Source organism: Neobacillus niacini, from assembly GCF_000759675.1.
In the GTDB taxonomy this organism is placed as follows: Bacteria; Bacillota; Bacilli; order Bacillales; family Cytobacillaceae; genus Neobacillus; species Neobacillus niacini_A.
The window spans coordinates 148,064-172,420 of sequence record NZ_BAWM01000098.1 but is presented as its reverse complement, the minus strand read 5'-3'; the positions used below and the strand labels follow the sequence as shown (position 1 = coordinate 172,420).

Here is a 24,357-nt window from a genome sequence, read left to right as displayed (position 1 = left end):
CTTAGGAATGATCCCTAGAGCCTGTTTTTTATCTGAAAGAATTTTTAGGAAATAGTTTGTTGTTGCTGTTGGCGGAGTTTTCGTGCAGCTTTCACCATATTTTTTAATGATGCAATGGTTTCATCTTCATGACGTGTTTTTAACCCACAATCTGGATTCACCCAGAACTGTTCCTTTGAAAGAATGTCTAAGCTATCTTTTAATATGGTGTCGATTTCTTCTACACTTGGGACTCGTGGGCTATGTATATCATACACACCTAAACCTATACCAAGTTCATATGGATTTTGTTTTAGTGATTGAATCAATTCCCCGTGACTTCTAGACGTTTCTATTGAAATTACATCTGCGTCAAGGGCACGAATCGGCTCTATAAAGTTATTAAACTCGCAATAGCACATATGTGTATGAATTTGTGTTTCATTTCTGACACTTGAAGTAGCCAGCTTGAATGCATTTACTGCCCATGTTAAATATTCATTCCAGTCTTCTTTCCTAAGTGGCAAGCCTTCACGTAGTGCAGGTTCATCCACTTGAATAATTGAGATGCCTGCATTTTCTAGTGCTTGAATCTCTTCCTTGAGGGCTAAGGCAATTTGGTTGGCAACATGTTCACGAGAAAGATCATCACGGACAAAAGACCAATTTAAGATGGTGACTGGACCTGTTAACATCCCTTTAACATACTTAGACGTTAATCGCTGTGCCTCTACTACTTCCTTCACTGTCATTGGGGATGTCCACTCGACGTCACCATAAATAATGGGAGGTTTAACACAGCGTGACCCATATGATACCACCCAGGCTTTTTCCGTAAAAGCAAAACCTTTCAGCTTTTCACCAAAGAACTCGACCATATCTGTTCGCTCAAATTCACCATGTACGAAAACATCAAGGCCAATTTCTTCCTGGATTTGAATCCAGCGAGCAGTTTCATTTTTTAAAAACTCAGCATATTTAGTGTCCGTAATTTCTTTTTTACGCCATGCGGTACGTGTTCGTTTTACTTGCTCAGATTGAGGGAAGCTGCCAATCGTTGTTGTTGGGAAATCCGGTAAATGTAACGCAGCTTGCTGTAAAGATTGACGTTCATTAAAAGGCATTGGACGTGTAAAATGCTCTGGCTTGACTTGTAATAAAAGCTCCTTCACACGTGTATTTTTCCTCGCCTCATGCTGCTCTATTGCCTGAATTGCTACCATACTTTGTGACACACTTTTACTTCCTGACCAGTTCTCGTCTGAAACAAAGGATGTTATATGTGTTAACTCAACGATTTTCTCATCGGCAAAGGATAATGCATTTAGTATTGTAGCATCCAGCGTCTTCTCAGATTTAGTTGTTACAGGTACATGCTGTAAACTGCAAGAAGATTGAACCCAGGCTTCATTTACACCGCTTAAGGATAAAATAGCTTTTGTCATCATTGCTTTTTCAGCCAAATTTGCCCGCCAAATATCACGCCCATTGATGATACCAATCCCTAATACTTTATCTTGTGGGAAACCATATTTACGGAGTGAAGCCATATTCTCATCTGCACCATGAATAAAATCAAGTCCAATCCCTGCAACAGGTAATTGAATGAGCTCTTCATATGCTGATAGTTCTTCAAAATATGTTTGTAACATCAGTTTAGCTGCTGGTACTTCTTCTGCTAATTGTTTGTAAACTTGTTGTACTAGTTTTATATCTTCTGTTGTTAGTGAAAGGACTAATGCTGGTTCCTCCACTTGAATCCACTGTGCCCCTGCATCTACAAGTTGTTGAAGTACTTGAGCATATAGAGGTAAGAGTCTTAAAATAAAGGATGCTTTGGATATGGAATCGTAGCCTTTAGATAATTGCACAAAAGTATATGGACCAATAATGGTAGGCTTTGTAATTAGACCTAATTCTTCTTTCGCCTCTAAAAAATAGTCTAAAATGTAGTTTTGGGTTAATTGTAGTGATTTTCCTTCATACTCAGGTACGATGTAGTGATAGTTGGTATTAAACCATTTTGTCATCTCAGAAGCCACAACATCGTTTGCCCCACGTGCCATTGCGTAATAAGTTGTTAGATCTACCTTTTCACCTGCCCACTTATAACGGGCGGGAATTAAACCGAACATTGTCGCAAGGTCCAGCATACGGTCATAAAAAGTAAAATCTCCCACCGTAAGTATGTCTAATCCTAATGATTGCTGGTGCTTCAAATGATTCAAGCGAATTGTCTTCAACTCAAAGATGAACTCTTCCTCTGATTTCTCACCCTTCCAAAAAGATTCAACACAACGTTTCCACTCTCGATTACCACCAATGTATGGGTAACCAATGGCTGTACTAGCTAGTTTCATTTTCGATTCCTCCTTTTCATTTACATATTTCCAAATACAAAAAAGCCATCTCCGTGAAACGGAAATGGCTATACAATCAAGTTAAAGGTATGTTTAAAAAACAGGCATAAACAATACTACTCATAACTCGTTTGTCGTACAAATGAATGTCACCACCTATTTCCACGTAGGTATCTGGTGTGTACTAGAAATTGGCAGGTCTCCTGGCTTATCATCAATGATCCTCACACCTTCCCGTCAAAAGACAGTGGTATTTGTGATTCACTCCGAATTACAGTTGCGGGACAGCGACGGAATTACACCGTTCTTCCCTTTTAAGCCAAGCGTTAACTTGGCACCAATTTTTACACGATATGTAATTGCCAATTAATATAACATATAAAAAATCACAAGTACATAATTTTCTGAGAATTAATTTTGTTATTGTCAAAGTGAATTTTGTATATTATATTTGTTCATATACAATATTTAGTGTTGTTTGTGTAAATAGATACTAAATATAGATAATGACCAATTTAAATGATGTCTGTATAGACTTAATAGGGAATCTGGTGAAAATCCAGAACTGTACCCGCAACTGTAAGTGCTGACGAAATAATCATATCCACTGTCTTCGGACGGGAAGGGATTAGAGTAGGGAAGAAGCACAAGTCAGGAGACCTGTCATTTTTATTACGTATTATCTTCTTCGGGAGCTGGGAAGATATAACGAGGGTATTCCTACTATTACAGTGAGTTAGCTGTATTATAGATTATTCCACGTTATCAAACCCATCTTCATAGATGGGTTTTTTTGTTGTTTCACTCGCGAAGACTTATAGCTTTCATTACGAAAAGAAATGAGGAAATTGGTATGGTAGTAAATAATATTTATTCAGAAAAAGATACAGTTTTAGCAGCAGTGATAAGAGGCTCTGAAAAATATAATCTGGACACAACTGAATTAGTTGAAAAGATCAATAATCTTGAAGATTCTTCAATATATGAACAATCCCTTTTTTATGCATTAAATCAAATTTCAATGAGTGACCCAAACTGGACCTTTTTAGCAGCAAATCTCTATCTACAGGAACTTTATCGGAATGCTTCAAGCAGCAGGGGGTACAAACCGGAAAAAAAATATGGGGACTTTTACTCTCTGATTGCGGAATTAACCAAAATAGGGATCTATTCTGAGGATCTATTACAAGATTATACAAAAGAAGAGATTCAAATATTAGGCGCAGAAATAACGTCTGAAAGGGACCATTTGTTTAATTATATAGGGTTGTTTTTACTAGCAGATCGTTATTTGGCAAAAGATTACGAAGGAAATCTATACGAATTGCCTCAAGAACGGTTTATGATCATCGCCATGACATTAATGAGAAAAGAACAAAAGGGAACAAGGTTAAACTATGTAAAAGAAGCATACTGGGCACTAAGCAACTTGTATATGACCGTTGCTACCCCAACTCTATCAAATGCCGGAAAAAGTTTTGGGCAGCTCTCTTCCTGTTTTATTGATACAGTAGATGATTCACTAGATGGAATTTATATGAATAATTGGGATATTGCTAGATTAAGTAAAGACGGTGGCGGGCTAGGTGTTTATCTAGGTAAGGTACGTGCCTTAGGTTCAGATATCAAGAAGTTCAAGGGCAATTCTTCTGGGGTGGTACCTTGGATTCGTCTTATTAATGATACGGCTGTGAGTGTAGATCAATTGGGCCAAAGGCAAGGAGCGATCGCCGTTTATTTAGATGTATTTCATAAAGATATTATGAATGGCTTTTTAGACTTAAAAACAAATAACGGAGATGAAAGGCGAAAGGCTCATGATATCTTTACTGGTATTTCGATACCTGACTTGTTTATGAAGAAATTAGAAGAAGTAGATGAAAACGGCAGAAGTGTTGGAGAATGGCATACCTTTTGTCCTCATCAAGTAAAACAAATAATGGGATGGAATGATCAAGACGGGAATCCCCTTGGCTTGGAAGATTTTTATGATGAGTGTGATGAAAAGTTCTTTACAGAAAAATATGAAGAAGCAGTAAAGCACCCTCTTCTTCCGCGAAAAATATATCGAGCAATGGATATTATGGCAAGGATTATGATTTCTCAATTAGAAACAGGAACTCCATATATGTTTTATCGAGATGAAGTAAATCGTCAAAATCCAAACAAACATGTAAGAGGAAAGGGACGCGCGTCGATTTTTTGCAGTAATTTGTGTACAGAGATTACACAAAATATGTCTGCCACAACGATTGTTAAAGAATTTAAGGATGAAGAAGGAAATATTGTTATTGTTCGAAAACCTGGGGACTTTGTTGTCTGTAATTTATCATCTATTAATCTGCCGAAAGCTGTAAAAGGGAATGTACTAGAAAGATTAATTCCTATTCAAATGAGAATGCTAGACAATGTTATTGATCTGAATACCATTTCAGTCGGACAAGCCGAAGTGACAAATAAGAAATATCGACCAGTCGGATTAGGTACTTTTGGTTGGCATCACCTTCTAGCATTAGAAGGGATCTACTGGGAATCTGATAGAGCCGTTGAATATGCAGATCTACTATATGAGGAAATTGCTTATCTTACGATTCGTTCATCTATGGAATTAGCTAAGGAAAAGGGTGCCTATAATAAGTTTGAAGGTTCAGAATGGCAATCAGGCAAGTACTTTGAACGAAAAGGGTATAAATCAGACCGATGGAACCAATTGATGGGGGAGATTGCGAAGTATGGGGTTCGAAATGGCTGGATGATGGCAATTGCTCCAAACTCTTCCACCGCAAAGATTGGTGGTTCAACAGATGGGATCGATCCTTTATATGCTGTCGAATACGCAGAGGAGAAGAAAAATTTCAAGTTTAAAGTAACGGCACCTGATTTGGACCATAACAGTTACAACTTTTATCGACGTACCAGGCATGTTTTGGATCAGAATTGGAGTATTTTGCAAAACGCAGCTCGACAGCGCCATATTGACCAATCGATTAGCTTTAATCTCTATGTTCGTCATGATATTAAAGCAATAGAGTTATTAAATCTTCATATGCAAGCATGGAAGCAAGGCTTAAAAACAACCTATTACGTAAGAAGCACTTCACAAACTGAGATAGAAGAATGTGAAGCATGTCAAAGTTAGAAGAGATGATTGAGGAGGTTTGAATTTGATGATACATACACCATTAACCAAAATTAAATTACTAAATCCTGACTTTCCAAACAAATCCACTGGAATCATAAATGGAAAGTCATCGGGCATTCTTAACTGGAATGATATTGCCTACCCAAAAATGTACGACTTATATCAAACTCTATTATCAAACTTTTGGAAACCACAAGAAATTAATATGCAGGATGATATAAAACAATGGGATTCCCTTACTAATATAGAAAAGGATGTGTTTCTGCGTATTAATACGCAGCTTGCTTCACTTGATAGCTTGCAGACACCAACCATGACTCAAGTAATGGATTATGTGAGTGACTCTAGTTTCAAAGCCATCTTTGCGGTTATTTCACAACAAGAAGCCGTTCATAATGAATCGTATTCTTATATACTAAGCTCGCTTATTCCCATTGGCGAACAAAATGAACGATTTAATCAAGCGAAAAGTGATCACATTGTACGAAAACGAAATCAACTTATACTAGATGCTTATGAGGAGTTTAGACAAAATCCAACGCCACAATCTTTATTTAAGTTATGTGTAAACTCAATCAACCTGGAAGGTATCTATTTTTACGCAGGTTTTGCCTTTTTCTATCACTTAGCACGTCAGCAAAAAATGCTGAAAACAAGTACGATGATTAGTTATATTCAACGGGATGAAATGCAGCATGCCTACTTTATTGCTCAATTCATTCGAATTCTTTTAACAGAAAATCCTGAGCTTCATACAGATGAAAATATTAAATATGTCTATCAAACAGTTAGTGAAGCTGTTGAGCTGGAAAAAGAGTGGGCTCAATATATTTTAGCTGAAATAAAAGGAATCGATTTAGAGGAATTCGAAGGGTATGTAGAATATTTAGCAAATAAACGATTGAGACAGATTGGCTTGAACAATCTTTATGAAGAAAGAAGTAATCCGATGCCGTGGATTCAAATATTTGGAGATGAAATGATGAATGAGACAAAGTCGGATTTCTTTGAACAAAAGTCAAGAACCTATTCAAAGGTCTCACAGTCCAATGGATTTGACGAACTGTAAAATGAAAGTTGCCATTGTTTATGCGTCTGTATCAGGAAACACAAAAGAATTGGCTGAAGAGCTTTATCAAATCTTGTTAACGAAGTCAGTCCATTTATCAATTTATAGTATAGAAGAGTTTTCATTAGCTGATTTATGCCAATATAATGCAGTAGCTATCGGAACGTATACGTGGGGAAATGGTGAAATTCCAAAGGAAATGAGGCGACTCTATCAAGCGTTTGAATCACTTAATAGGAAAGAAATTACTACTGCCGTTTTTGGAACTGGAGATAGCTTTTATCCCATGTTTTGTGGAGCAGTCGATCAATTTCGAGACATGCTATACGTTCATACAAACTTAGCTGCGACCCTAAAGGTTGAACTTCGGCCACAAGAACAGGATTTTCATCGTTGTGACAAGTTTGCTGAAGCGCTGCTGTTGCGTGCAAGTATGGGAATTCCGGTATCGTAGTTTATAAACAAAAGTAAGGTTTAACTTCAAACGTAATTAATATGTAAACAACCAGCAAAACCCACTAAGTTAAATCCTAACGGGTTCACTTCAGAGGTGCAAACAAACAATTCTCAAGACAAAACACACTGTATTTCACATAAGAAATCACAGTGTGTTTTTTTGTTATCATATAAGGTTTGATGGTGTATTTGTGTCTTATTCTCATCAGAATTAGCAAGGTAACCCTAAAGAAGGAAATAATTATTAAAGTGTATGCGAATTTGGTGTGATTTATGGTGAATATGTATTGAAGTTTTATAGTACATCAAGAAAAATGTCCTTTATAGAGCCAATGAAGGACAAAACCCCGAAGGAAATCAAGAGAAATGTCCTTCATAAAGCCGATGAAGGACAAAACCCCGTAGGAAATCAAGAGAAATGTCCTTCATAAAGCCGATGAAGGACAAAACCCCGTAGGAATACAGGAGAAATGTCCTTCATAAAGCCAATGAAGGACAAAACCCCGTAGGAATACAGGAGAAATGTCCTTCATAAAGCCGATGAAGGACAAAACTCGGTAGGAGTACAGGAGAAATGTCCTTCATAAAGTTGATGGAGGGCAAAAACCACAGGATAGTAAGTTGGAAAAACATATATGAATTGTCCCACGAATTAGGTGGTGAAAAACTGGTGAATGAGCCATTGTTTTGACTTGTTATTTCCATTTTTGCACCCCACAAGTGAACCCGTTAGTTAAATCTTAGGGGGTTTGTTTTTTGGTCAACACTTTATAAAATAAAATTAGCAAAAATATATAAAATAACAATACTAATAAAAATCGTTATATTTGACATAGTGGCTATAAAACGGGTGCTGTTGGTACTATATTTAAATTCAACTGCAAATGTTAAGGCGGATGCTGCAACAGGCAGTAACAGTCCAATCAGAATGGTATATCGAAACATAATATCGAATGGAAGGATAAAGTATAAAACTAAACCCACGATAAGTCCTAAACCATATCGGAAGGTTAAGAATTTCACCATAGGCTTAATAAATTGTCTATCAAATTTAAAATTTAGGAAGAGTCCTAATAACAATAAAGACAACGGCATGTTAGCTCCAGAGATTTTACTTGCAACATTAATGATCGTGTCAGGTAATTGGATTTGACTAAGATTTAAAATACTAGCAATGATATAAGTCATTAACGGAATAGACTTCCCCAGTTTTTTTAGAATTTCCACTATGTTAAGTCGTAGACCTTCTTCTGAAAAATAACTTCCTAATATGTAGCTAATTCCAAAGACTACAAATGAGGCTCCAACATCAAACATACTAAAATATGTTAATCCATCTATCCCCCATATCGCATAAACCAAAGGAAATGCAAATAAGCCTACATTAAACCCGGAAGATAGCATTAGAAGAGAACCCTTTAATTCTCTATCCTCGTTTTTAAACACTAATAAGCCTAAAAATGCTGTTATGATTCCATAAACGAGTACAATAACGGGTAACAAAATTAAAGAAGTTTCTATCTTTACGGAATCGAATGTTACAAGAACTAAGGCGGGAAGGGTAATTTTAAAGATAATTTTTGAAATGACTTCTCCATCTTTTTCTTGTAAAATATTTATCCTTTTTAATAGATAGCCAAAGGCAATGATGATTATAATGTAAATAAATTCCTGATTCATAAAAAAATCTCCTCTAAGGTGTACATTCATTTATGTTTTTCTATGGATATAAATGTGATGAAATCTCATTAATATCCATAGAACTCATTATATATTAAAAAAGGATATTTAACCCGGCTGCTGGTCTAAATATCCTTGTATTATTATCTGAATTTATCCTAATTGATAATCCAGATAGCGGCAATAGTTCTTCTCAAATGCTAGATTAATAACACCTACTTCCTTCCGCGTCAAACGGATTTTCTTGGTGAATATTCGGCTAGCCAGGCAGGTAGTGGTCCTCGTTTGTTTGATTTATGATCGCATTCAATTCTCTCCCGTCCTTCCTTCATCCATTCCTGTAACGTGGCAGGAAAATGATTTTCTTCAAAGTTGAATACAGCAATATCACCAATCGCAGGAGGAAAGGGACTTTTCCGAATATGGTTTTTCAGATTCGTTAATATCTTCTCATAATCCATCTCAGAACAAAATTGAAACCATTGCTGAACCGTTTCGTCTTTAAATATGCAATTGAAATAAACCGATTCAATCAGTACTAAAAGTTTGACTACCTCTTCCTTGGTCATTAGATTTCCTCCTGTAACATAATTTTCCCTTCGTGAATCAACCGTTCAACCCGATCAGACAGGGATTCTTTCTTAGATTTTTTCTGCTGGTTGGCGTACTTCTACGCTTCTAGTTTTGTCCCAATAACCTTTTCACAATACGATACGCTGCTAATTTTCCCGTTTGGATACTTAGATGGTTATTTCTACACACTTTTGGAATATATCTACATATTCCTGTTCGGTATCTACACAAAATCCTAAGATATATACACACTTCTTGAGGATATCTACAAATACCAAGTAAAAAGGCAGCCTACCATTCAAAATTGAACGATAGGCTGCCCATTTTATTGACAAAATAAGCATAAAACAATATATTATCTAATAGTATTAGATAATTTCTTGAAGGAGTTTAGTTATGGATTACAAATTGTTAGCGGAAGAACTGTTTCATATTTTGACTAGGACAGCTAAACTGCCGTTTCAGAAAAAAGTTGACGACCTATCTCATGGAGAAAGGAGAATATTAGGGTATCTTACTTTTGGAAAAAACGGGGTTCCATCAGGTGACCTCAGTGATAAACTCGATCTCACCACCCCTCGTGTTGCATCCGCACTCAATAGTTTAGCTAAAAAAGGATTTATTGAGCGAAATAAGGATGAGATTGACAAACGAATGGTTATTGTTACGATAACTGAACCGGGTAAAAGCTTTATCATGGAAGAATATAATAAACTGATTTCGATGATGCAGCAAACACTTCAGAAACTTGGTGAAAAAGATGCACAAGAATTAATTCGAATTATTAAACGGATTAAGGAAATTACCAATGAAATGAATGATCAAGAATGCAGGCAGGAGTAGTGGATCTGCTTAATTTTTCAAAAGTATCTAACACTATTAGGTTTATTGCAAATGGTTCTCAGGAGGGATAAAACATGTTGCAAATTTTTAAATATTTACAGAAAAAAGAATACCTGTTAATTATGTTTAGTTTGGTATTCATTGTGACACAGGTGTATCTTGATTTAAAACTTCCTGATTATATGCATGAAATCACCATGCTGGTTCAGACAGAAGGAAGTAAGATGAGCGATGTTCTCCTTCAAGGTGGATATATGCTATTGTGTGCAATTGGTAGTATGATCGCTTCTATCATTGTTGGTTTCTTTGCAGCCAAAGTTGCTGCCGGTTTTTCTGTTCGTCTTCGAGCGATGGTGTTCGAGAAGACGATGTCTTTTTCTATTGAAGAAATCAACGGATTTTCAACAGCAAGTCTGATTACGCGATCAACGAATGATATCACTCAGATTCAATTACTTATTGCAATGGGACTTCAAGTAATCGTAAAGGCCCCGATTTTAGCTGTTTGGGCAGTCATTAAAATGATGGGAAAAAGCTGGCAATGGACAGCCGCTACTGGATTTGCGGTTTTATTCCTTATATTGATGCTCTGTATTCTTATTTTTGTTGCGATGCCAAAGTTCAAAATGATTCAGAGTTTAACAGATAACTTGAACCGTGTAACAAGGGAAAACTTGACGGGCATTCGTGTTGTGCATGCCTACAACGCTGGTGGTTATCAGGAAAAGAAATTTGAAGAAGCCAACAACATGCTTACAAATACAAATCTTTTCACCAGCCGAGCGATGGCGTTTATGATGCCGACTATGGGAATCATCATGTCAGGTATGGGTCTAGCAATCTATTGGATTGGTGCCTTCTTAATTAACGCTGCTGCACTGCCTGACCGATTATCCTTGTTCTCGGACATGGTTGTTTTCTCGTCTTATGCCATGCAGGTTATTATGGCATTTATGATGCTTTCATTTGTGTTTTTCATGCTTCCACGTGCATCCGTTTCTGCAAAACGTATTAAAGAAGTGCTTGATACCGAAGCAAAAATCATTGATGGAAACGTAACAGAAGGGAAAAATGGTCTTTCTGGAGAAATCGAATTCCGAAATGTAAGTTTTAAATATCCTGATGCAGCCGAGTATATCCTACGAAATGTAAGTTTCACAGCAAGTAAAGGAGAAACGGTGGCATTGATCGGCTCAACTGGCAGTGGTAAGAGTACACTACTCAACCTTATTCCACGCTATTTTGATGCAACAGAAGGAGAAGTGTTGGTAGATGGTGTGAATGTTAAACAATATACTCAGGAGTCGTTACGCAAAAGAATCGGTTATGTATCGCAAAAAGCAGTGTTGTTCAGCGGTACAGTTACTTCCAATGTTGCTTATGGGGACAATGGGGAAATTTCAGAACATGAATCAGTTGTCAAAAAGGCCATTGATATTGCACAGGGAACCGAATTTGTTGAAAAGATGGAAGACCAGTATAATGCGGCTATTGCTCAAGGCGGTACCAATATTTCTGGCGGCCAGAAACAAAGATTATCTATCGCTAGGGCAGTTTATAGAGAACCAGAAATTTATATTTTCGATGATTCATTCTCAGCGCTTGATTATAAGACCGATCGAGTACTGCGGTCAAAACTCAAAAAAGAAACACAAGATGCCACTACATTAATTGTGGGGCAGCGTATCGGTACCATTAAGGATGCTGACCGGATCGTGGTCCTGGACGAAGGGGAAGTAGTTGGCATTGGTACACATGAAGAGTTAATGCAAAATTGCAGTGTTTATCAGGAAATAGCTTATTCTCAGTTGTCAAAGGAGGAGCTTGAAATTGGGTAAGAAAAAAAGTGGCAATCACATGAAATCCCCACGAGGAAATGGAGGACCTGGTGGAAAAACCAAAGATTTCAAGAAAACGATCAGGCAGCTCATCTCCTATTGTAAGGTATATTTACCAGCTATCATCATTGCATTGATCCTTGCAATGGCAGGTGCTGTTTTCAATATTATTGGGCCGGATCTACTTAGTGAGATTACGGATTTGATTACAGAAGGAATGATGACGAGCATTGATCTTGACGCTGTTGTCAATGTCGCAACTGTATTGGCAATCCTTTATGGCCTAGGATTTATATTTAACTATATACAAGGGTTCATTATGGCTACGGTCACTCAGCGTGTTTCAAAGAACTTACGAAGGGATCTATCAACCAAAATAAACCGTTTACCTTTAAAATACTTTGATTCAACAAGTACTGGGGATGTCCTTAGTCGTGTTACGAATGATGTAGATATGATTGGCCAAACAATGAACCAGAGCTTAAGTACTCTAGTTTCAGCCATAACCATGTTTCTTGGGACGCTCATCATGATGTTCTACACAAATTGGATCATGGCCATTGCTGCAATATTGTCTACTATAGTAGGGTTTGGTTTTATGACATTCATTATCTCCAAATCACAAAGATACTTTGCTCAGCAGCAAAAAGAGCTAGGAAAATTGAATGGTCATATTGAAGAAATTTATTCAGGACACAATGTAGTGAAAGTTTATAACGGAGAGAAAGAAGCACGAGAAACTTTCCATGAGATTAACACTAGACTATATACAAGCGCATGGAAATCTCAATTCATGTCAGGGCTTATGATGCCGTTAATGATGTTTGTTGGTAATTTTGGCTATGTCGTTGTTTGTATCGTTGGGGCAGTTCTTGCCGTGAATAATATGATTTCATTTGGTGTGATTGTTGCCTTTATGCTTTATATCCGTCTGTTTACCCAGCCGCTTACCCAACTTGCTCAAGCAGCTACCAACCTCCAGTCTACAGCAGCTGCTAGTGAACGTGTTTTTGAATTTCTCGCTGAAGAAGAAGTTGCAAATGAAAGTGATAAAAAAGAGAAGCTTGAAACGGCAATCGGTGATGTCGAGTTTAAGAATGTACACTTTGGCTATAGTGAAGATAAAATGGTCATCAAAAACTTTTCGGCAATGGCAAAAGCAGGAGAAAAAGTGGCGATTGTCGGGCCTACAGGTGCTGGGAAAACAACATTGGTCAACTTGCTGATGCGTTTCTATGAATACAACGGTGGTGAAATATTGATTGACGGTGTTCCTATCAATAAATTAACTCGGGAAAACATTCATGAACTTTTCAGTATGGTTCTACAAGACACATGGCTGTTTGAAGGAAGTATTCGCGAAAATATTGTCTATTCCAGAAATGGCATAACGGATGAAGAGGTAGTGGCTGCATCCAAATCAGTTGGGCTGCACCACTTTATTAAAACTCTGCCAATGGGATATGACACGATTCTCGACGATAAAGCAAATCTTTCAGCTGGGCAAAAACAGCTTATTACCATTGCACGGGCGATGGTTGATAATAAACCATTACTGATTTTAGACGAGGCGACAAGTTCGGTGGATACTCGAACAGAAGTATTGATTCAACAGGCAATGGATAAATTGACTGTCGGAAAAACTTCATTCGTAATTGCCCATAGACTTTCTACAATTAAAAATGCGGACTTAATCCTTGTTATGAAGGATGGAGACATAATAGAAAGTGGAAATCACGAAGAATTACTTTCGAAAAATGGTTTCTATGCGGAGCTTTATAATAGTCAGTTTGAAAATGCATCATAGCAAGACCTCTCAATAAATAACAAAATTTATAAAAACTTATTAGTGAATATGTCAAAAAGTAATTTAAGTGACGAATTAATGACTACCATTGTTTATTAAAAAATAGTGGTAAAAATGAAAACCTAAGTGATGATTTCTGTATTAGCAGAGGTCATCTTTTCTATAAATGGGTTTCAAAAAATTATAAATATCTAAAGCACCATCCCACCCCCGCCAGCCAAAGTTAATAAAAGCCTTCGTGGTTAGGTTCAGAATTCATTATAGAAACTTGAATAAGTGTGTAACCGGTAGTAAAGATTTCCTAAATGTTAAAACTTTGTGATAATTATGATTTTCTTTGTAAGTTTAAGTAATAGCTTAGTAGAATATAAATAGAATAATTATAGACATCCAGTTTTATGTTCTCACCACTAGAAGAATAATTATTAATTTCATAGAAAGGGGACAAATTTATGGACGCTAAAAACAATGCTAATACTGGAGCATGCCCGTTTGGGCACGGAGGCGCTACTAGTAACACATCTAGTGGTACATCAAACCGAGACTGGTGGCCAAATCAGTTGAACTTGAACATTCTTTATCAGCATGACAGAAAATCTAACCCCATGGGAGAAGACTTTGATTATGCAGAAGAATTTAAAAGCTTAGACTACTATGCTCTTAAGCAGGATCTTCGTGATCTAATGACAAATAGTCAAGATTGGTGGCCTGCTGACTATGGACATTATGGTCCATTTTTTATCCGTATGTCTTGGCACGCAGCAGGTACATATCGGATAGGTGACGGCCGAGGTGGTGCTGGAACTGGTGCACAGCGTTTTGCTCCACTTAACAGCTGGCCAGACAACGGCAACCTGGATAAAGCTCGCAGATTACTATGGCCGATTAAGCAAAAATATGGCAACAAGATCTCATGGGCTGACTTGCTTGTTCTAGCAGGCAATGTTGCCATTGAATCAATGGGTGGCAAGACTTTTGGCTTTGGAGCAGGACGCCCAGACATTTGGCATCCAGAAGAAGACATCAACTGGGGGACCGAAGCGGAATGGCTAGGAGACAATCGGTACACAGGTGATCGTGAGCTTGAAAATCCACTAGCTGCTGTTCAGATGGGTCTTATTTATGTTAACCCAGAAGGTCCAAACGGTAAACCCGATCCTGTTGCTAGTGCTCGTGACATTCGCGAAACCTTTGCACGGATGGGAATGAACGATGAAGAAACTGTAGCACTAATAGCAGGCGGTCATACTTTTGGTAAGGCACATGGTGCAGGAGATGTTGCTCTTGTTGGTCCAGAACCAGAAGCTGCTCCAATTGAAGCACAAGGCTTAGGTTGGTTAAGCACTCACGGCAGCGGTAAGGGTCGTGACACAATCACCAGCGGTATTGATGGTGCTTGGACTGCTAATCCAACACAGTGGGACAATGGTTACTTTGATCTATTGTTTAAATATCAATGGTGGCTTACAAAGAGTCCTGCAGGTGCCTATCAGTGGCTTGCTGTTGATCCGGATGTGAATGATCTTGCACCGGATGCAGAAGATCCTTCCATTAAAGTTCCAACGATGATGACCACCGCGGATATGGCATTACGTTACGATCCCGAATACGAAAAAATATCTCGGCGTTTCCATCAGAATCCAGAAGAATTTGCCGATGTGTTTGCCCGTGCATGGTTCAAACTTCTTCACCGTGACATGGGGCCTAAAGAAAGATATTTAGGACCTGAGGTTCCTGAAGAGGATCTAATCTGGCAAGATCCTGTACCAACTGTTGATTATGAATTAACAGATGCGGAAGTAGAAGAGCTTAAAGGAAGGATTATAAACTCAGGACTTACAGTCAGCGAGTTAGTAACAACTGCTTGGGCTTCCGCTAGTACTTTCCGTGGCTCAGATATGCGTGGCGGCACTAATGGTGCACGCATCCGTCTTGCTCCACAGAAGGATTGGGAAGTGAATCAGCCGGAGCTTCTTGCCAAAGTGCTTCATGTACTTGAAGACATTCAAAGTAAATCAGATAAGCGGGTTAGCCTTGCTGATTTGATTGTATTAGGTGGTAGTGCGGCTGTAGAAAAGGCAGCGCGTGAAGCTGGCTTTGATGTGACTGTTCCTTTTGCTCCCGGACGCGGTGATGCAACAGAAGAGCAAACGGATATAGAAGGCTTTGCAGTACTAGAGCCTATCGCTGATGGTTTCCGCAACTATCAGAAAAAGCAATATAGTGTAAGTCCAGAGGAGCTCCTAGTAGACAAGGCACAACTTCTAAACCTTACTGCACCAGAAATGACTGTACTTATTGGCGGTATGCGTGTTCTAGGTACAAATCATGGTGGCACAGAACACGGTGTATTCACTGATCGTATAGGAACCCTCACTAACGACTTCTTTGTTAATTTGCTTGACATGGGAGTAGAGTGGAAGCCTGTAGAAGAAAACATATATGTAGGGCGTGATCGGAATACAGGTAAAGTAGTGCGTACAGCAACTAGAGTCGACCTCGTGTTTGGCTCAAACTCTGTTCTACGTGCGCTAGCAGAAGTTTATGCTCAAGATGATAACAAAGAGAAGTTTGTACGTGACTTTATAGCAGCCTGGGTCAAAGTAATGAATGCAGATCGCTTCGACCTTAAGTTGAAGAAAGCTCAATTAACAAGGAATTAAAGTAATAAATCAGAGTGGGTTAAAAAAGCGAATCAATAAAAGAAAAACTAATCGGAAAAAACTTCCGATTAGTTTTTTTGTGAGAATAGCAACTTAGGAATTAAATATATATAACCTTCCCACTACATATTATTTAACTAGATACCTGATGTGGGGTAGTTAACAGCTTTGCTGTTACAAGCCTTTTATAGACCGTGATACCAATCCATGATGCTAAAAATGCTTTAATTAAACCAACGATAATAAATGGTAAAACTCCAGAAGCAAATGCTGCGGTCCACGTCATATCAACCGCAAATTTCAGCCAAACGGTCCCAAAGATCAAGGTAACAAGCATACCGATTGTATTTGCAATCATAGCTTTCATGACAGTGAAGCCTGATTTTTCTAAAATAACACCAATTAAAAATGCTGCAGGAATGAATCCAACAATATAACCGCCAGTAGGACCAACAATCACCCCGAGTCCACCCGACATTTCACTAAAAACGGGAATACCTATAGCTCCAATTAAGGCATATAAAATAACGGCAAAAGTGCCATATCTAGAGCCTAAAATTGTCGCTGCTAAACCAACTGCAAGTGTTTGCCCTGTAATCGGAACAAGTGGCAATGGGATTGTAACTTGAGCCAAAATTCCGATAATAGCAGCAAATAAAGCACTCAAAATCCACATTTTTAATTGATATTGTGACGTAAACATCATATCCCCCCATATCGTTCGTGTTAACTTATATTATGTATTGGTTAACAATTAAAGTATAAAGTGCTCATTTTAGTTTTGTCAATCGTATTTTTTAGATTATAAGAGAATTGAATGCCTTTGAAAACAACGTACTAAATTAACTAATAGTTAATAATGGTTGATTATTATGTAATTTTCATAATGAAAATTCTAGAATTCTACTATAATAGTAGGATTAGGTAAAAAGGAACATTAAATAAAAAAGACTTAACACATTGGTTAAGTCTTTTTAATAAATTTCGCTGCTAATTTTTCCCTTTCCTAATTATTTTCAAATCTATTCAATCGAGAAGGATTATCTATTAATCCTTTTGTTTCGATTAGCTTCCTAGTATGAAATTGTGTATTCCTTTTTGGGCAAGCGCCTTTACCCTCCCCTCATGATAAAAATGGTTTGGTTGCGATCACCTGGACCGATAAAATCTAATGCGGCAGGAGAGAATACCATAACTTTTCTCTTGACGCCCTCCAAATACATTCGGATTGGATCTATAACTTCATTATCTTGAAAGACAAAGCCTCCAAAGAATACCTTATTTTTGGCCCTCCTTCCGAAGACAATCATTTTTTTCTTCCTAACAGTTTTAATTATGACACTTTCTTTCGACTCCTCATAAAGTTGCAATGATACTTTCTCTGTTTGTAAAACTTCTTCTTCAATCGAAGCGACTATTCCAATTTCACGTTTATTTAAAACTAAGATGAAGTCATATCCTGTTTCCGTTTTCTTTTGCACAACAGCCACTTCATCTGTAATAAACGTGACAAAATCATCGGACTCCTTCGTGAGTGAGTCTGGAGAGGTTTCTTTTTTCTTGATGACTCGAAAAAATGCTTTTGCGCCAATTTCTTCATCAGAGAAGTCAAACGGTTTTATACTCTGTGTGCGTACAAGGTATAAATTATTAACCTTCTCTTTGTTACTTAATTGGACACATAAAGCAACATCTTCATTCACCACCTTTCCCTCATTGTTGGAGAGCAAAGGGACATTCATTTTCATTCCTGGAAATTGAACGAAGATGTAGCTAAAGTTCTTCTTAGGCTGTACATCTAGAAGTCTCATAAACTCAATCACAACCTTTCCGATTAATATAAGGTTATTTACCTTGTAAATGTATAATTCAATACTCTTTCTTTCTTTCCTGTTTGAGTATGATGAGTTTTCATCGTCACTTTCTTATGAAATACGATGGATCCTCCCTATAATTGAGTAATTATGAGCAATTCTACTATCGAAAAACAAAGATAGACTAGTTTTTTGTCGTTTCAATCACCGATTTCCCTTTTACTTTTCTAACTGGTGGCAATAACCCCAATGATAATAGTGTTGGTTAAAATAAATGTTTTCCTTGTTGTTTTTAGTAAAGTGAAACCAAAACGCAAATGGATATCACAAGGTGAAAGTGAAGTTATTACTCCAAATATTCTTAAACGCGATTTTAATGCAAGTAAACCAAATGCAGTATGTAATAAACTATACAGGTATTCGAAAAGCCAGGCTATGAGCCTGGCTTTCATTTTAGGAACATTGTCCTTAGTTTATTTTTTCACCATATGTACTTTAGAAAGCAATGGTCGATCGTTATTCCAAATTACGCTAACTGGAAGCTCGAAAAACTGGGAAAGCCGTTCACTTGTTATCAACTCATTTGTGTCTCCAGAGGCAAAAACTTGTCCCTCTTTCAGTAGTAAAGTTTTATTGAAGACTGGCAAGATTTCTTCTACATGATGGGTGACATAAATCATGGTGGGTGCATTCGGGCTTTTCGCAATTTCTTCAATGGATTCTAACAATTTTTCACGGGCGATAAAATCCAATCCATATGTAGGTTCGTCGAGAATTAGCAAAGGGGGATCCGCCATTAATGCACGGGCAATCAGCACACGTTGTTTCTCCCCTTGGGAAAGTGTTTCATAATTCCGATTCGCATAATCGATGCATCCCAGGTTCTCGAGTAACGTAACGGCCTTTTTTCTCATTTCATCCGAGGGTGTTTCGTAAAGACCTATGGAAGCAAATGCACCACTTAAAACTACTTCAAATGCGTTATCCCCTTGATGAAATTTTTGTTGAAGGGAAGAGGAAACAAAGCCAATTTGTTTACGAAGTCGTTCAGCAAGATATTGTTTTCCAAATTCCATTCCCAAAACACTAATTTTTCCCTTTGTGGGGAAGTAGTAAGCATTAAGTAAATTTAAAATTGATGTTTTCCCAGCTCCGTTTAGTCCGAATAATATCCAGTTTTGTCCTTTTTCAATTTGCCAATTAAGATCCTTTAAAATCCATTTTTCTCCCCGTCTCAAAGAGAGATTTTCTAATTGAAGAACCAAATTTTATTACCCCCTATGAATTCTTTTACCAGATTCCCCTTATAATCAAATTGTGGTAGATAGTTATCTTAATAATAACATAATTCACCAATTCGCCTGTTAGTCAGACTGTCTGGCATAATAGGAGAGGTACATTCTATAAAAATCTTAAGAAATTCTTCATTTTTCTCCTACTATTAACTTAAGAAATATTACTTATACTAGAATCATTCATAACAAATGGAACGTTATACTTTGGAAAGGGGGTATGTTCTTGATGAATCAATATACTGTGTTGGTCGTAGATGATGACAAAGATATACGTGATGGGATTGAAATTTACTTAAAAAATGAAGGTCTAACAGTGTTAAAGGCTCATGATGGTTTTGAAGCACTTGAGATTTTAACTGAGCATGAAGTTCATTTGATTCTTCTCGATATTATGATGCCAAGAATGGATGGAATTGCAGCCACGTTTAAAATACGTGAACAAAGGAATATTCCGATTATTATTTTAAGTGCTAAAAGTGAAGATACAGATAAGATTTTAGGCTTACAGGTTGGTGCGGATGATTATGTGACCAAGCCATTTAATCCATTGGAGCTCATTGCTAGGGTAAAATCACAGCTCAGAAGGTACGTGACATTAGGACAATTTGATAAGAAAAACAAGACAATTGATTTGAATGGTCTTACGATTGATCAGGAAGCGAAGGAAGTTGCTGTAAATGGAGAGCAAGTTAAATTAACACCGATCGAATATAAAATTGTAGAATTGCTAATGGTCAATGCCGGTCGTGTGTTTTCTATCTCTGAAATATACGAAAGAGTTTGGAAAGAAGCCTGCTACAATGCGGAAAACACGGTTGCAGTCCATATTCGTAAAATACGAGAAAAAATCGAAATCAACCCAAAAAATCCAAGATATTTAAAGGTGGTATGGGGAATTGGATACAAAATGGAAAAATAAAATAAAAATTATCTCATGGCTCGTATTGTTTGCCTTTGGAGTCAGTGGTGTTATATCCGCTTTAATAAATGAAAATGACTATTATCAGCGAAGTTACTTTAAAACATCACAATTTCAAGTTGAACTCGATAATTTAACAAAATATATCCATGCATTTGAAATTAGTTACCAATCAAAGGAAGAAATGAAAGAGGCTATTACCGTTTCAGAGGATGAAATAGAGAACCAACGGTACCAGTATGGTAATTTAACAGACCAAATCAGGGACATAGAACTGCAGTATCAATCTAGAATAGATGAAGCAAAAGCAAATAAAAACCAAAATATTGCTGATATCTATATAAGGGAACGCGACCAAAAAATTGAAGAAATCTCAAAAAACTTTGAAAGTGATGAGAATATCAAGAAGAGCATCATAGAAGAAAAAGAAGAAAATATTGAAGAGTATTTCAAGGAGCTAGAAATTTATCGTGACGAATATGAAAATTATCAAGAGGCATTTGTTTATTATCTAAAAAATATAGAAACGGGTCAAATATACACCAATCTTTCTACAAAGGATAGGAAATTAGTTGATCAAAATATAAATGAAGAAAATATGTATTATATTCAGAGCTATCCAACCAAAAAACAAGGTTATCTTGAAATGAAAGAAGAACCAGTAGTCAACGGTTATGAGGATTTTATTGAACTGCCACGAACAAACTCAAATGCCTTATATGAAGGGAAAATAGGAGTTTCAAAGGATGCTCCTCACACAAACAGGATTATGCTTGATTATCATAGCTATGATAATCAAAGAATCGTCTTTTGGATATATACTATAGCTGGAATTATGGCTTTAGGAGCAAGTGTCATCATTGGAAAGAGAATAGGAATTATCCCGAAAATTGCACCTAGTGAATGGCAAAGTAAATATAATAGAATTCCATTCGATGCTGCATTACTGCTTCAAGTGATATTTGTTATAACTTCCATTGCATTAATTGATAATGTATCATATATCTATTTTAATATCGATTTAGATGATATCTTAATTAATCTTTTATTTTTAACACTATTTATTGGATTAACAATGATACAAGCCATTTACCTGTACACTAGAATTAAAATGATGCCAAATGAAAAGGGAGTTTGGCAAAACACGATAATCGGACGTGTATTAAAAGGTATTAGAAATTTCTTTGTGAGTTTGGTAAATACGTTTCGTAATGTCTTCCTCAATCGAAGAGTGGGAACTCAGGTTTTCTTAATTTTGACCATTGTGTTTTTATTTGGAATCTTAACGGCACTAATTTTCATTGATGAGGACTTCTTAGCGTTTTATATTCCCGCAATTTTGATTATTGGGGTGCCACTTTTTATCCTAATTATCAAAAGAACAGGCTATTTTAATCAAATCCTATCAAATGCAGCAGCATTGGCAAAGGGAGAGTTTAAGCCTGATTTAACTATCATTGGGAAATCAGTTTTCGCCAAGCTTGCAGGGGATATTAATCAAATGAAATACGGTGTTAAAACATCACAAAATGCCCAAGCAAAAAGCGAAAGGCTTAAAACCGAATTGATCACAAATGTCAGCCATGATTTACGCACACCGTTAACCTCTATTATTACGTATTCTGAACTCCTAAAAAATCCTGAGTTATCTGAGGATGAGCGAAATGCGTATATCGAAATAATTGACCGCAAGTCAAAACGATTAAAGGTGTTGATAGATGATCTTTTTGAAGCCTCCAAAATGGCCAGCGGGGCCATAGAGCTTACAAAAGCAAAGGTTGATATCGTCCAATTACTACAGCAATCTCTAGCTGAGTACAATGAAACAATGGAGGATTCTCAGGTCCAATTTAGGGTGTCAAATCCAGACACCCCCGTATATGCCTATGTTGACGGACAAAAGCTTTGGCGTGTTTTTGATAATATCATTGGAAACATAATCAAATACTCTTTAGATAACACAAGAGCTTATATTCAAGTTCAAGAGGAAAATCATCAGGTGAGGATTACCTTTAAAAATATCTCTAAATATGAGCTAAGTGAGGATATCGATGAATTATTTGAGCGGTTTAAACGTGGTGATGAATCACGCCATACGGATGGATCTGGCCTAGGTCTTGCCATTGCTAAATCAATCATTGATTTACATGAGGGTACTTTAGATATTGATGTAGATGGAGATCTATTTAAAGTAACAGTTATTCTAGGTCTTTTAGATAATTGATATGGACTGGCATTTACAAAAAACTAATTCCAAAACATAATGAGACCTGGATTCCAGGTCTCATTGGTTTGACTTCGTATTTAATTTAATCTCTTTTACCTTCTGATATTGTTCATCTGGCCACCATGCGCCGCAATCGTCTGAAACGACACATGCCGCACATTTTTCTAAGTCATAGACAATCATTCCGGTAACGGGTGGGGAATAAAGATGGAGAGTAACCATATCTGTATTGTTGGAGGCTTTCATTTTGTGGATAGCCTTTTTCGGTGCGTAAAAAAGTTGCCCTTTTTGATGGTACTGATAAAACAATTCTTTAGGCAAACCTTTCCCTTTTACCTCATAAATAGAATTTTGGGAAGTACCGGAGATAACTTGTATCCAGCCGTGGGAATTGCCATGATCATGAGGGGCACACTCCAGCTGAGACCAGTTCATCACGAGCAGCTCGACTTCATCATTCTTAAATAGAAGCTTTCGATTGTAAGGCTTTCCTTCGAACGGTATTGGCAGGTTAGCAAGATCTTCTAGTGTCAAATCTATTTGTAATAAAGCGTCTTTCAAGTCGATTTTAGATGGAATTTTTAATGGATCTAAAATATTCTTAATTTTAGCTGTCAATGTCATGATGCTTTCCTCCTATGGTCATTTTTTCTTAAAGAAGTTGAACAACATAGGCACAAGCTGACCATTTACGATAATCACTCCAATTATAATTATGATTCCTCCAGCAACACTTATGAGTGAAACTTTTTCTTGTAAAAGTAAAACCGCAGCAACTAACGTTGCGATGGGCTCCAAATATAGGAACATCGAAACCTTCGAAGCCTCTAACACTTCAAGTGCCTTTCCCCAATACCAATAGGCGATACCCGAAACGAAGACACCAAGAAATAACAAATGTGCCCACTCCGAATGGTTCAGCAACGAAAGGGACTCCCAGCCGCTGTTTCGGATAATAAAAGGTGTAGTAAGAATCAAGCCTAATACACACATATAAAACGTCACTACAAGAGGGGGATAAGGAATTTTTAAACTTTTTAATAGCACCGAATAAACAGCCCAATTTAACGTGCTCAAGATCATAAGAAGGAAGCCTATATTCATGGCGAACTGAAAGGATTGTCCGCTTCTTGTCGTGGTAACAATTACGACACCAGTAATTGCCAGCACCATACCCACTGCCTTCGGTATACTCATCTTTTCATGCAAAAAAAGTATCGACAGGATCACGGTAAAGATGGGGGAAAACGAAATGAGCCATCCAGCTGAAGAAGCATCAATCGTTAACAATGCTGTTGCCTGGAGCACCTGATGTATAAATACTCCCAGAATGCCCAGCACCATTAAATGAGGGAAATATGTAATGGAGACAATTAGCCGATTGCGCTGCATTAGTAAAAGTAACAGTAAAAATATGGCACCTATTCCAAAACGAATAACGAGTAACGAATAGGGGTCTAGCTTTCCTAGCACAGCCTTCGTAGATACAAATGAAACTCCCCAAAAACTAATTGACATCAATGCATAAAGCGAAGCCGTTAACTTCGACCTAGTATAAATCATGGCTGAGCAGTCCTTTCAGCAAAAAGATAGATATTTCATCTTATGTTTGTCCTATTAGAACATGATTTTTCTTTTTAGGGGAAAACTAACAAAGTATAGAGGAAATAATTTATTTTCAAATTAGGAACT

General features: G+C 37.2%; 17 protein-coding genes and 2 riboswitches. Of the genes, 9 read left to right on the top strand and 8 right to left on the bottom strand.

The genetic code is table 11. The features are described 5' to 3' along the window. Positions 1 to 44 precede the first annotated feature (44 nt). Positions 45 to 2,339 carry a 5-methyltetrahydropteroyltriglutamate--homocysteine S-methyltransferase gene (gene metE, locus TR08_RS22755; RefSeq protein ID WP_045522101.1) on the bottom strand — a complete coding sequence of 765 codons (2,295 nt, stop codon included), beginning with the start codon at positions 2,337 to 2,339 and terminating at the stop codon, positions 45 to 47. 176 nt (positions 2,340 to 2,515) lie between these two features. Continuing rightward, positions 2,516 to 2,696, bottom strand: a riboswitch (cobalamin riboswitch). A gap of 146 nt (positions 2,697 to 2,842) precedes the next feature. Then, a riboswitch (cobalamin riboswitch) is annotated at positions 2,843 to 3,021 on the top strand. Positions 3,022 to 3,192: 171 nt separating this feature from the next. Between metE and TR08_RS22750 the strand changes: the two genes are divergently transcribed. The 3 genes from TR08_RS22750 to TR08_RS22740 are packed head-to-tail and all read left to right on the top strand — an operon-like array spanning position 3,193 to position 7,004. Then, positions 3,193 to 5,478, top strand: coding sequence for a ribonucleoside-diphosphate reductase subunit alpha (locus tag TR08_RS22750; RefSeq protein WP_045522099.1), 2,286 nt, complete (start codon positions 3,193 to 3,195; stop codon positions 5,476 to 5,478). A 28-nt stretch (positions 5,479 to 5,506) separates the two neighbouring features. Continuing rightward, complete coding sequence (locus tag TR08_RS22745; RefSeq protein ID WP_193747833.1) at positions 5,507 to 6,550, top strand: ribonucleotide-diphosphate reductase subunit beta; 1,044 nt, start codon at positions 5,507 to 5,509, stop codon at positions 6,548 to 6,550. Then, positions 6,531 to 7,004, top strand: a complete 474-nt coding sequence (locus TR08_RS22740) for a flavodoxin domain-containing protein (protein ID WP_238579219.1) — start codon at positions 6,531 to 6,533, stop codon at positions 7,002 to 7,004. The genes TR08_RS22745 and TR08_RS22740 overlap by 20 nt, the downstream gene beginning before the upstream one ends. A 770-nt stretch (positions 7,005 to 7,774) precedes the next feature. On the opposite strand, the gene TR08_RS22735 is transcribed toward TR08_RS22740, so the two are convergent. Further along, the gene (locus tag TR08_RS22735) at positions 7,775 to 8,686 is read right to left on the bottom strand and encodes an AEC family transporter (RefSeq protein WP_045522092.1); all 912 of its coding nucleotides are present in this window, start codon (positions 8,684 to 8,686) and stop codon (positions 7,775 to 7,777) included. 230 nt (positions 8,687 to 8,916) lie between these two features. Then, complete coding sequence (locus tag TR08_RS30500; RefSeq protein ID WP_052427592.1) at positions 8,917 to 9,255, bottom strand: replicative helicase loader/inhibitor; 339 nt, start codon at positions 9,253 to 9,255, stop codon at positions 8,917 to 8,919. A 400-nt stretch (positions 9,256 to 9,655) separates the two neighbouring features. On the opposite strand from TR08_RS30500, the gene TR08_RS22725 reads away from it, so the two are divergent. The 4 genes from TR08_RS22725 (at position 9,656) to katG (ending at position 16,410) form a co-directional block, all read left to right on the top strand. Beyond that, on the top strand, positions 9,656 to 10,102 hold the full coding sequence (locus tag TR08_RS22725) for a MarR family winged helix-turn-helix transcriptional regulator (RefSeq protein ID WP_045522090.1): 447 nt from the start codon (positions 9,656 to 9,658) through the stop codon (positions 10,100 to 10,102). Between the two features lie 74 nt (positions 10,103 to 10,176). Continuing rightward, the gene (locus TR08_RS22720) at positions 10,177 to 11,940 is read left to right on the top strand and encodes an ABC transporter ATP-binding protein (RefSeq protein ID WP_045522088.1); all 1,764 of its coding nucleotides are present in this window, start codon (positions 10,177 to 10,179) and stop codon (positions 11,938 to 11,940) included. 19 nt (positions 11,941 to 11,959) lie between these two features. Continuing rightward, entirely contained in the window at positions 11,960 to 13,747 is a 1,788-nt protein-coding gene (locus TR08_RS22715) for an ABC transporter ATP-binding protein (protein ID WP_081954633.1), read from the top strand. 452 nt (positions 13,748 to 14,199) lie between these two features. After that, the gene (gene katG / locus TR08_RS22710) at positions 14,200 to 16,410 is read left to right on the top strand and encodes a catalase/peroxidase HPI (protein WP_045522079.1); all 2,211 of its coding nucleotides are present in this window, start codon (positions 14,200 to 14,202) and stop codon (positions 16,408 to 16,410) included. Between the two features lie 133 nt (positions 16,411 to 16,543). On the opposite strand, the gene TR08_RS22705 is transcribed toward katG, so the two are convergent. The 3 genes from TR08_RS22705 to TR08_RS22695 form a co-directional block, all read right to left on the bottom strand. Next, a complete protein-coding gene (locus TR08_RS22705; protein ID WP_045522077.1) occupies positions 16,544 to 17,113 on the bottom strand; it encodes a biotin transporter BioY in 570 nt (189 codons plus the stop codon). 409 nt (positions 17,114 to 17,522) lie between these two features. After that, on the bottom strand, positions 17,523 to 18,221 hold the full coding sequence (locus TR08_RS22700) for a hypothetical protein (protein ID WP_045522075.1): 699 nt from the start codon (positions 18,219 to 18,221) through the stop codon (positions 17,523 to 17,525). A gap of 476 nt (positions 18,222 to 18,697) precedes the next feature. Continuing rightward, positions 18,698 to 19,489, bottom strand: a complete 792-nt coding sequence (locus TR08_RS22695; protein WP_045522073.1) for an ABC transporter ATP-binding protein — start codon at positions 19,487 to 19,489, stop codon at positions 18,698 to 18,700. A 256-nt stretch (positions 19,490 to 19,745) separates the two neighbouring features. On the opposite strand from TR08_RS22695, the gene TR08_RS22690 reads away from it, so the two are divergent. Both TR08_RS22690 and TR08_RS22685 read left to right on the top strand, forming a co-directional pair. Further along, the gene (locus TR08_RS22690; protein WP_045522072.1) at positions 19,746 to 20,438 is read left to right on the top strand and encodes a response regulator transcription factor; all 693 of its coding nucleotides are present in this window, start codon (positions 19,746 to 19,748) and stop codon (positions 20,436 to 20,438) included. Further along, complete coding sequence (locus tag TR08_RS22685) at positions 20,416 to 22,662, top strand: sensor histidine kinase (RefSeq protein ID WP_045522070.1); 2,247 nt, start codon at positions 20,416 to 20,418, stop codon at positions 22,660 to 22,662. Before TR08_RS22690 ends, TR08_RS22685 begins: the two co-directional genes overlap by 23 nt. A gap of 60 nt (positions 22,663 to 22,722) precedes the next feature. On the opposite strand, the gene TR08_RS22680 is transcribed toward TR08_RS22685, so the two are convergent. After that, positions 22,723 to 23,289 carry a cysteine dioxygenase gene (locus TR08_RS22680; protein ID WP_045522067.1) on the bottom strand — a complete coding sequence of 189 codons (567 nt, stop codon included), beginning with the start codon at positions 23,287 to 23,289 and terminating at the stop codon, positions 22,723 to 22,725. A gap of 18 nt (positions 23,290 to 23,307) precedes the next feature. Further along, complete coding sequence (locus tag TR08_RS22675; protein WP_045522065.1) at positions 23,308 to 24,228, bottom strand: DMT family transporter; 921 nt, start codon at positions 24,226 to 24,228, stop codon at positions 23,308 to 23,310. Positions 24,229 to 24,357: the final 129 nt, after the last annotated feature.

Excerpts from the sequence above, each read along its gene's own strand:
- metE (WP_045522101.1), bottom strand. The coding sequence starts at position 2,339 with ATGAAACTAGCTAGTACAGCCATTGGTTACCCATACATTGGTGGTAAT.
- TR08_RS22750 (WP_045522099.1), top strand. The coding sequence starts at position 3,193 with ATGGTAGTAAATAATATTTATTCAGAAAAAGATACAGTTTTAGCAGCA.
- TR08_RS22745 (WP_193747833.1), top strand. The coding sequence starts at position 5,507 with ATGATACATACACCATTAACCAAAATTAAATTACTAAATCCTGACTTT.
- TR08_RS22740 (WP_238579219.1), top strand. The coding sequence starts at position 6,531 with ATGGATTTGACGAACTGTAAAATGAAAGTTGCCATTGTTTATGCGTCT.
- TR08_RS22735 (WP_045522092.1), bottom strand. The coding sequence starts at position 8,686 with ATGAATCAGGAATTTATTTACATTATAATCATCATTGCCTTTGGCTAT.
- TR08_RS30500 (WP_052427592.1), bottom strand. The coding sequence starts at position 9,255 with ATGACCAAGGAAGAGGTAGTCAAACTTTTAGTACTGATTGAATCGGTT.
- TR08_RS22725 (WP_045522090.1), top strand. The coding sequence starts at position 9,656 with ATGGATTACAAATTGTTAGCGGAAGAACTGTTTCATATTTTGACTAGG.
- TR08_RS22720 (WP_045522088.1), top strand. The coding sequence starts at position 10,177 with ATGTTGCAAATTTTTAAATATTTACAGAAAAAAGAATACCTGTTAATT.
- TR08_RS22715 (WP_081954633.1), top strand. The coding sequence starts at position 11,960 with ATGAAATCCCCACGAGGAAATGGAGGACCTGGTGGAAAAACCAAAGAT.
- katG (WP_045522079.1), top strand. The coding sequence starts at position 14,200 with ATGGACGCTAAAAACAATGCTAATACTGGAGCATGCCCGTTTGGGCAC.
- TR08_RS22705 (WP_045522077.1), bottom strand. The coding sequence starts at position 17,113 with ATGTTTACGTCACAATATCAATTAAAAATGTGGATTTTGAGTGCTTTA.
- TR08_RS22700 (WP_045522075.1), bottom strand. The coding sequence starts at position 18,221 with ATGAGACTTCTAGATGTACAGCCTAAGAAGAACTTTAGCTACATCTTC.
- TR08_RS22690 (WP_045522072.1), top strand. The coding sequence starts at position 19,746 with ATGAATCAATATACTGTGTTGGTCGTAGATGATGACAAAGATATACGT.
- TR08_RS22680 (WP_045522067.1), bottom strand. The coding sequence starts at position 23,289 with ATGACATTGACAGCTAAAATTAAGAATATTTTAGATCCATTAAAAATT.
- TR08_RS22675 (WP_045522065.1), bottom strand. The coding sequence starts at position 24,228 with ATGATTTATACTAGGTCGAAGTTAACGGCTTCGCTTTATGCATTGATG.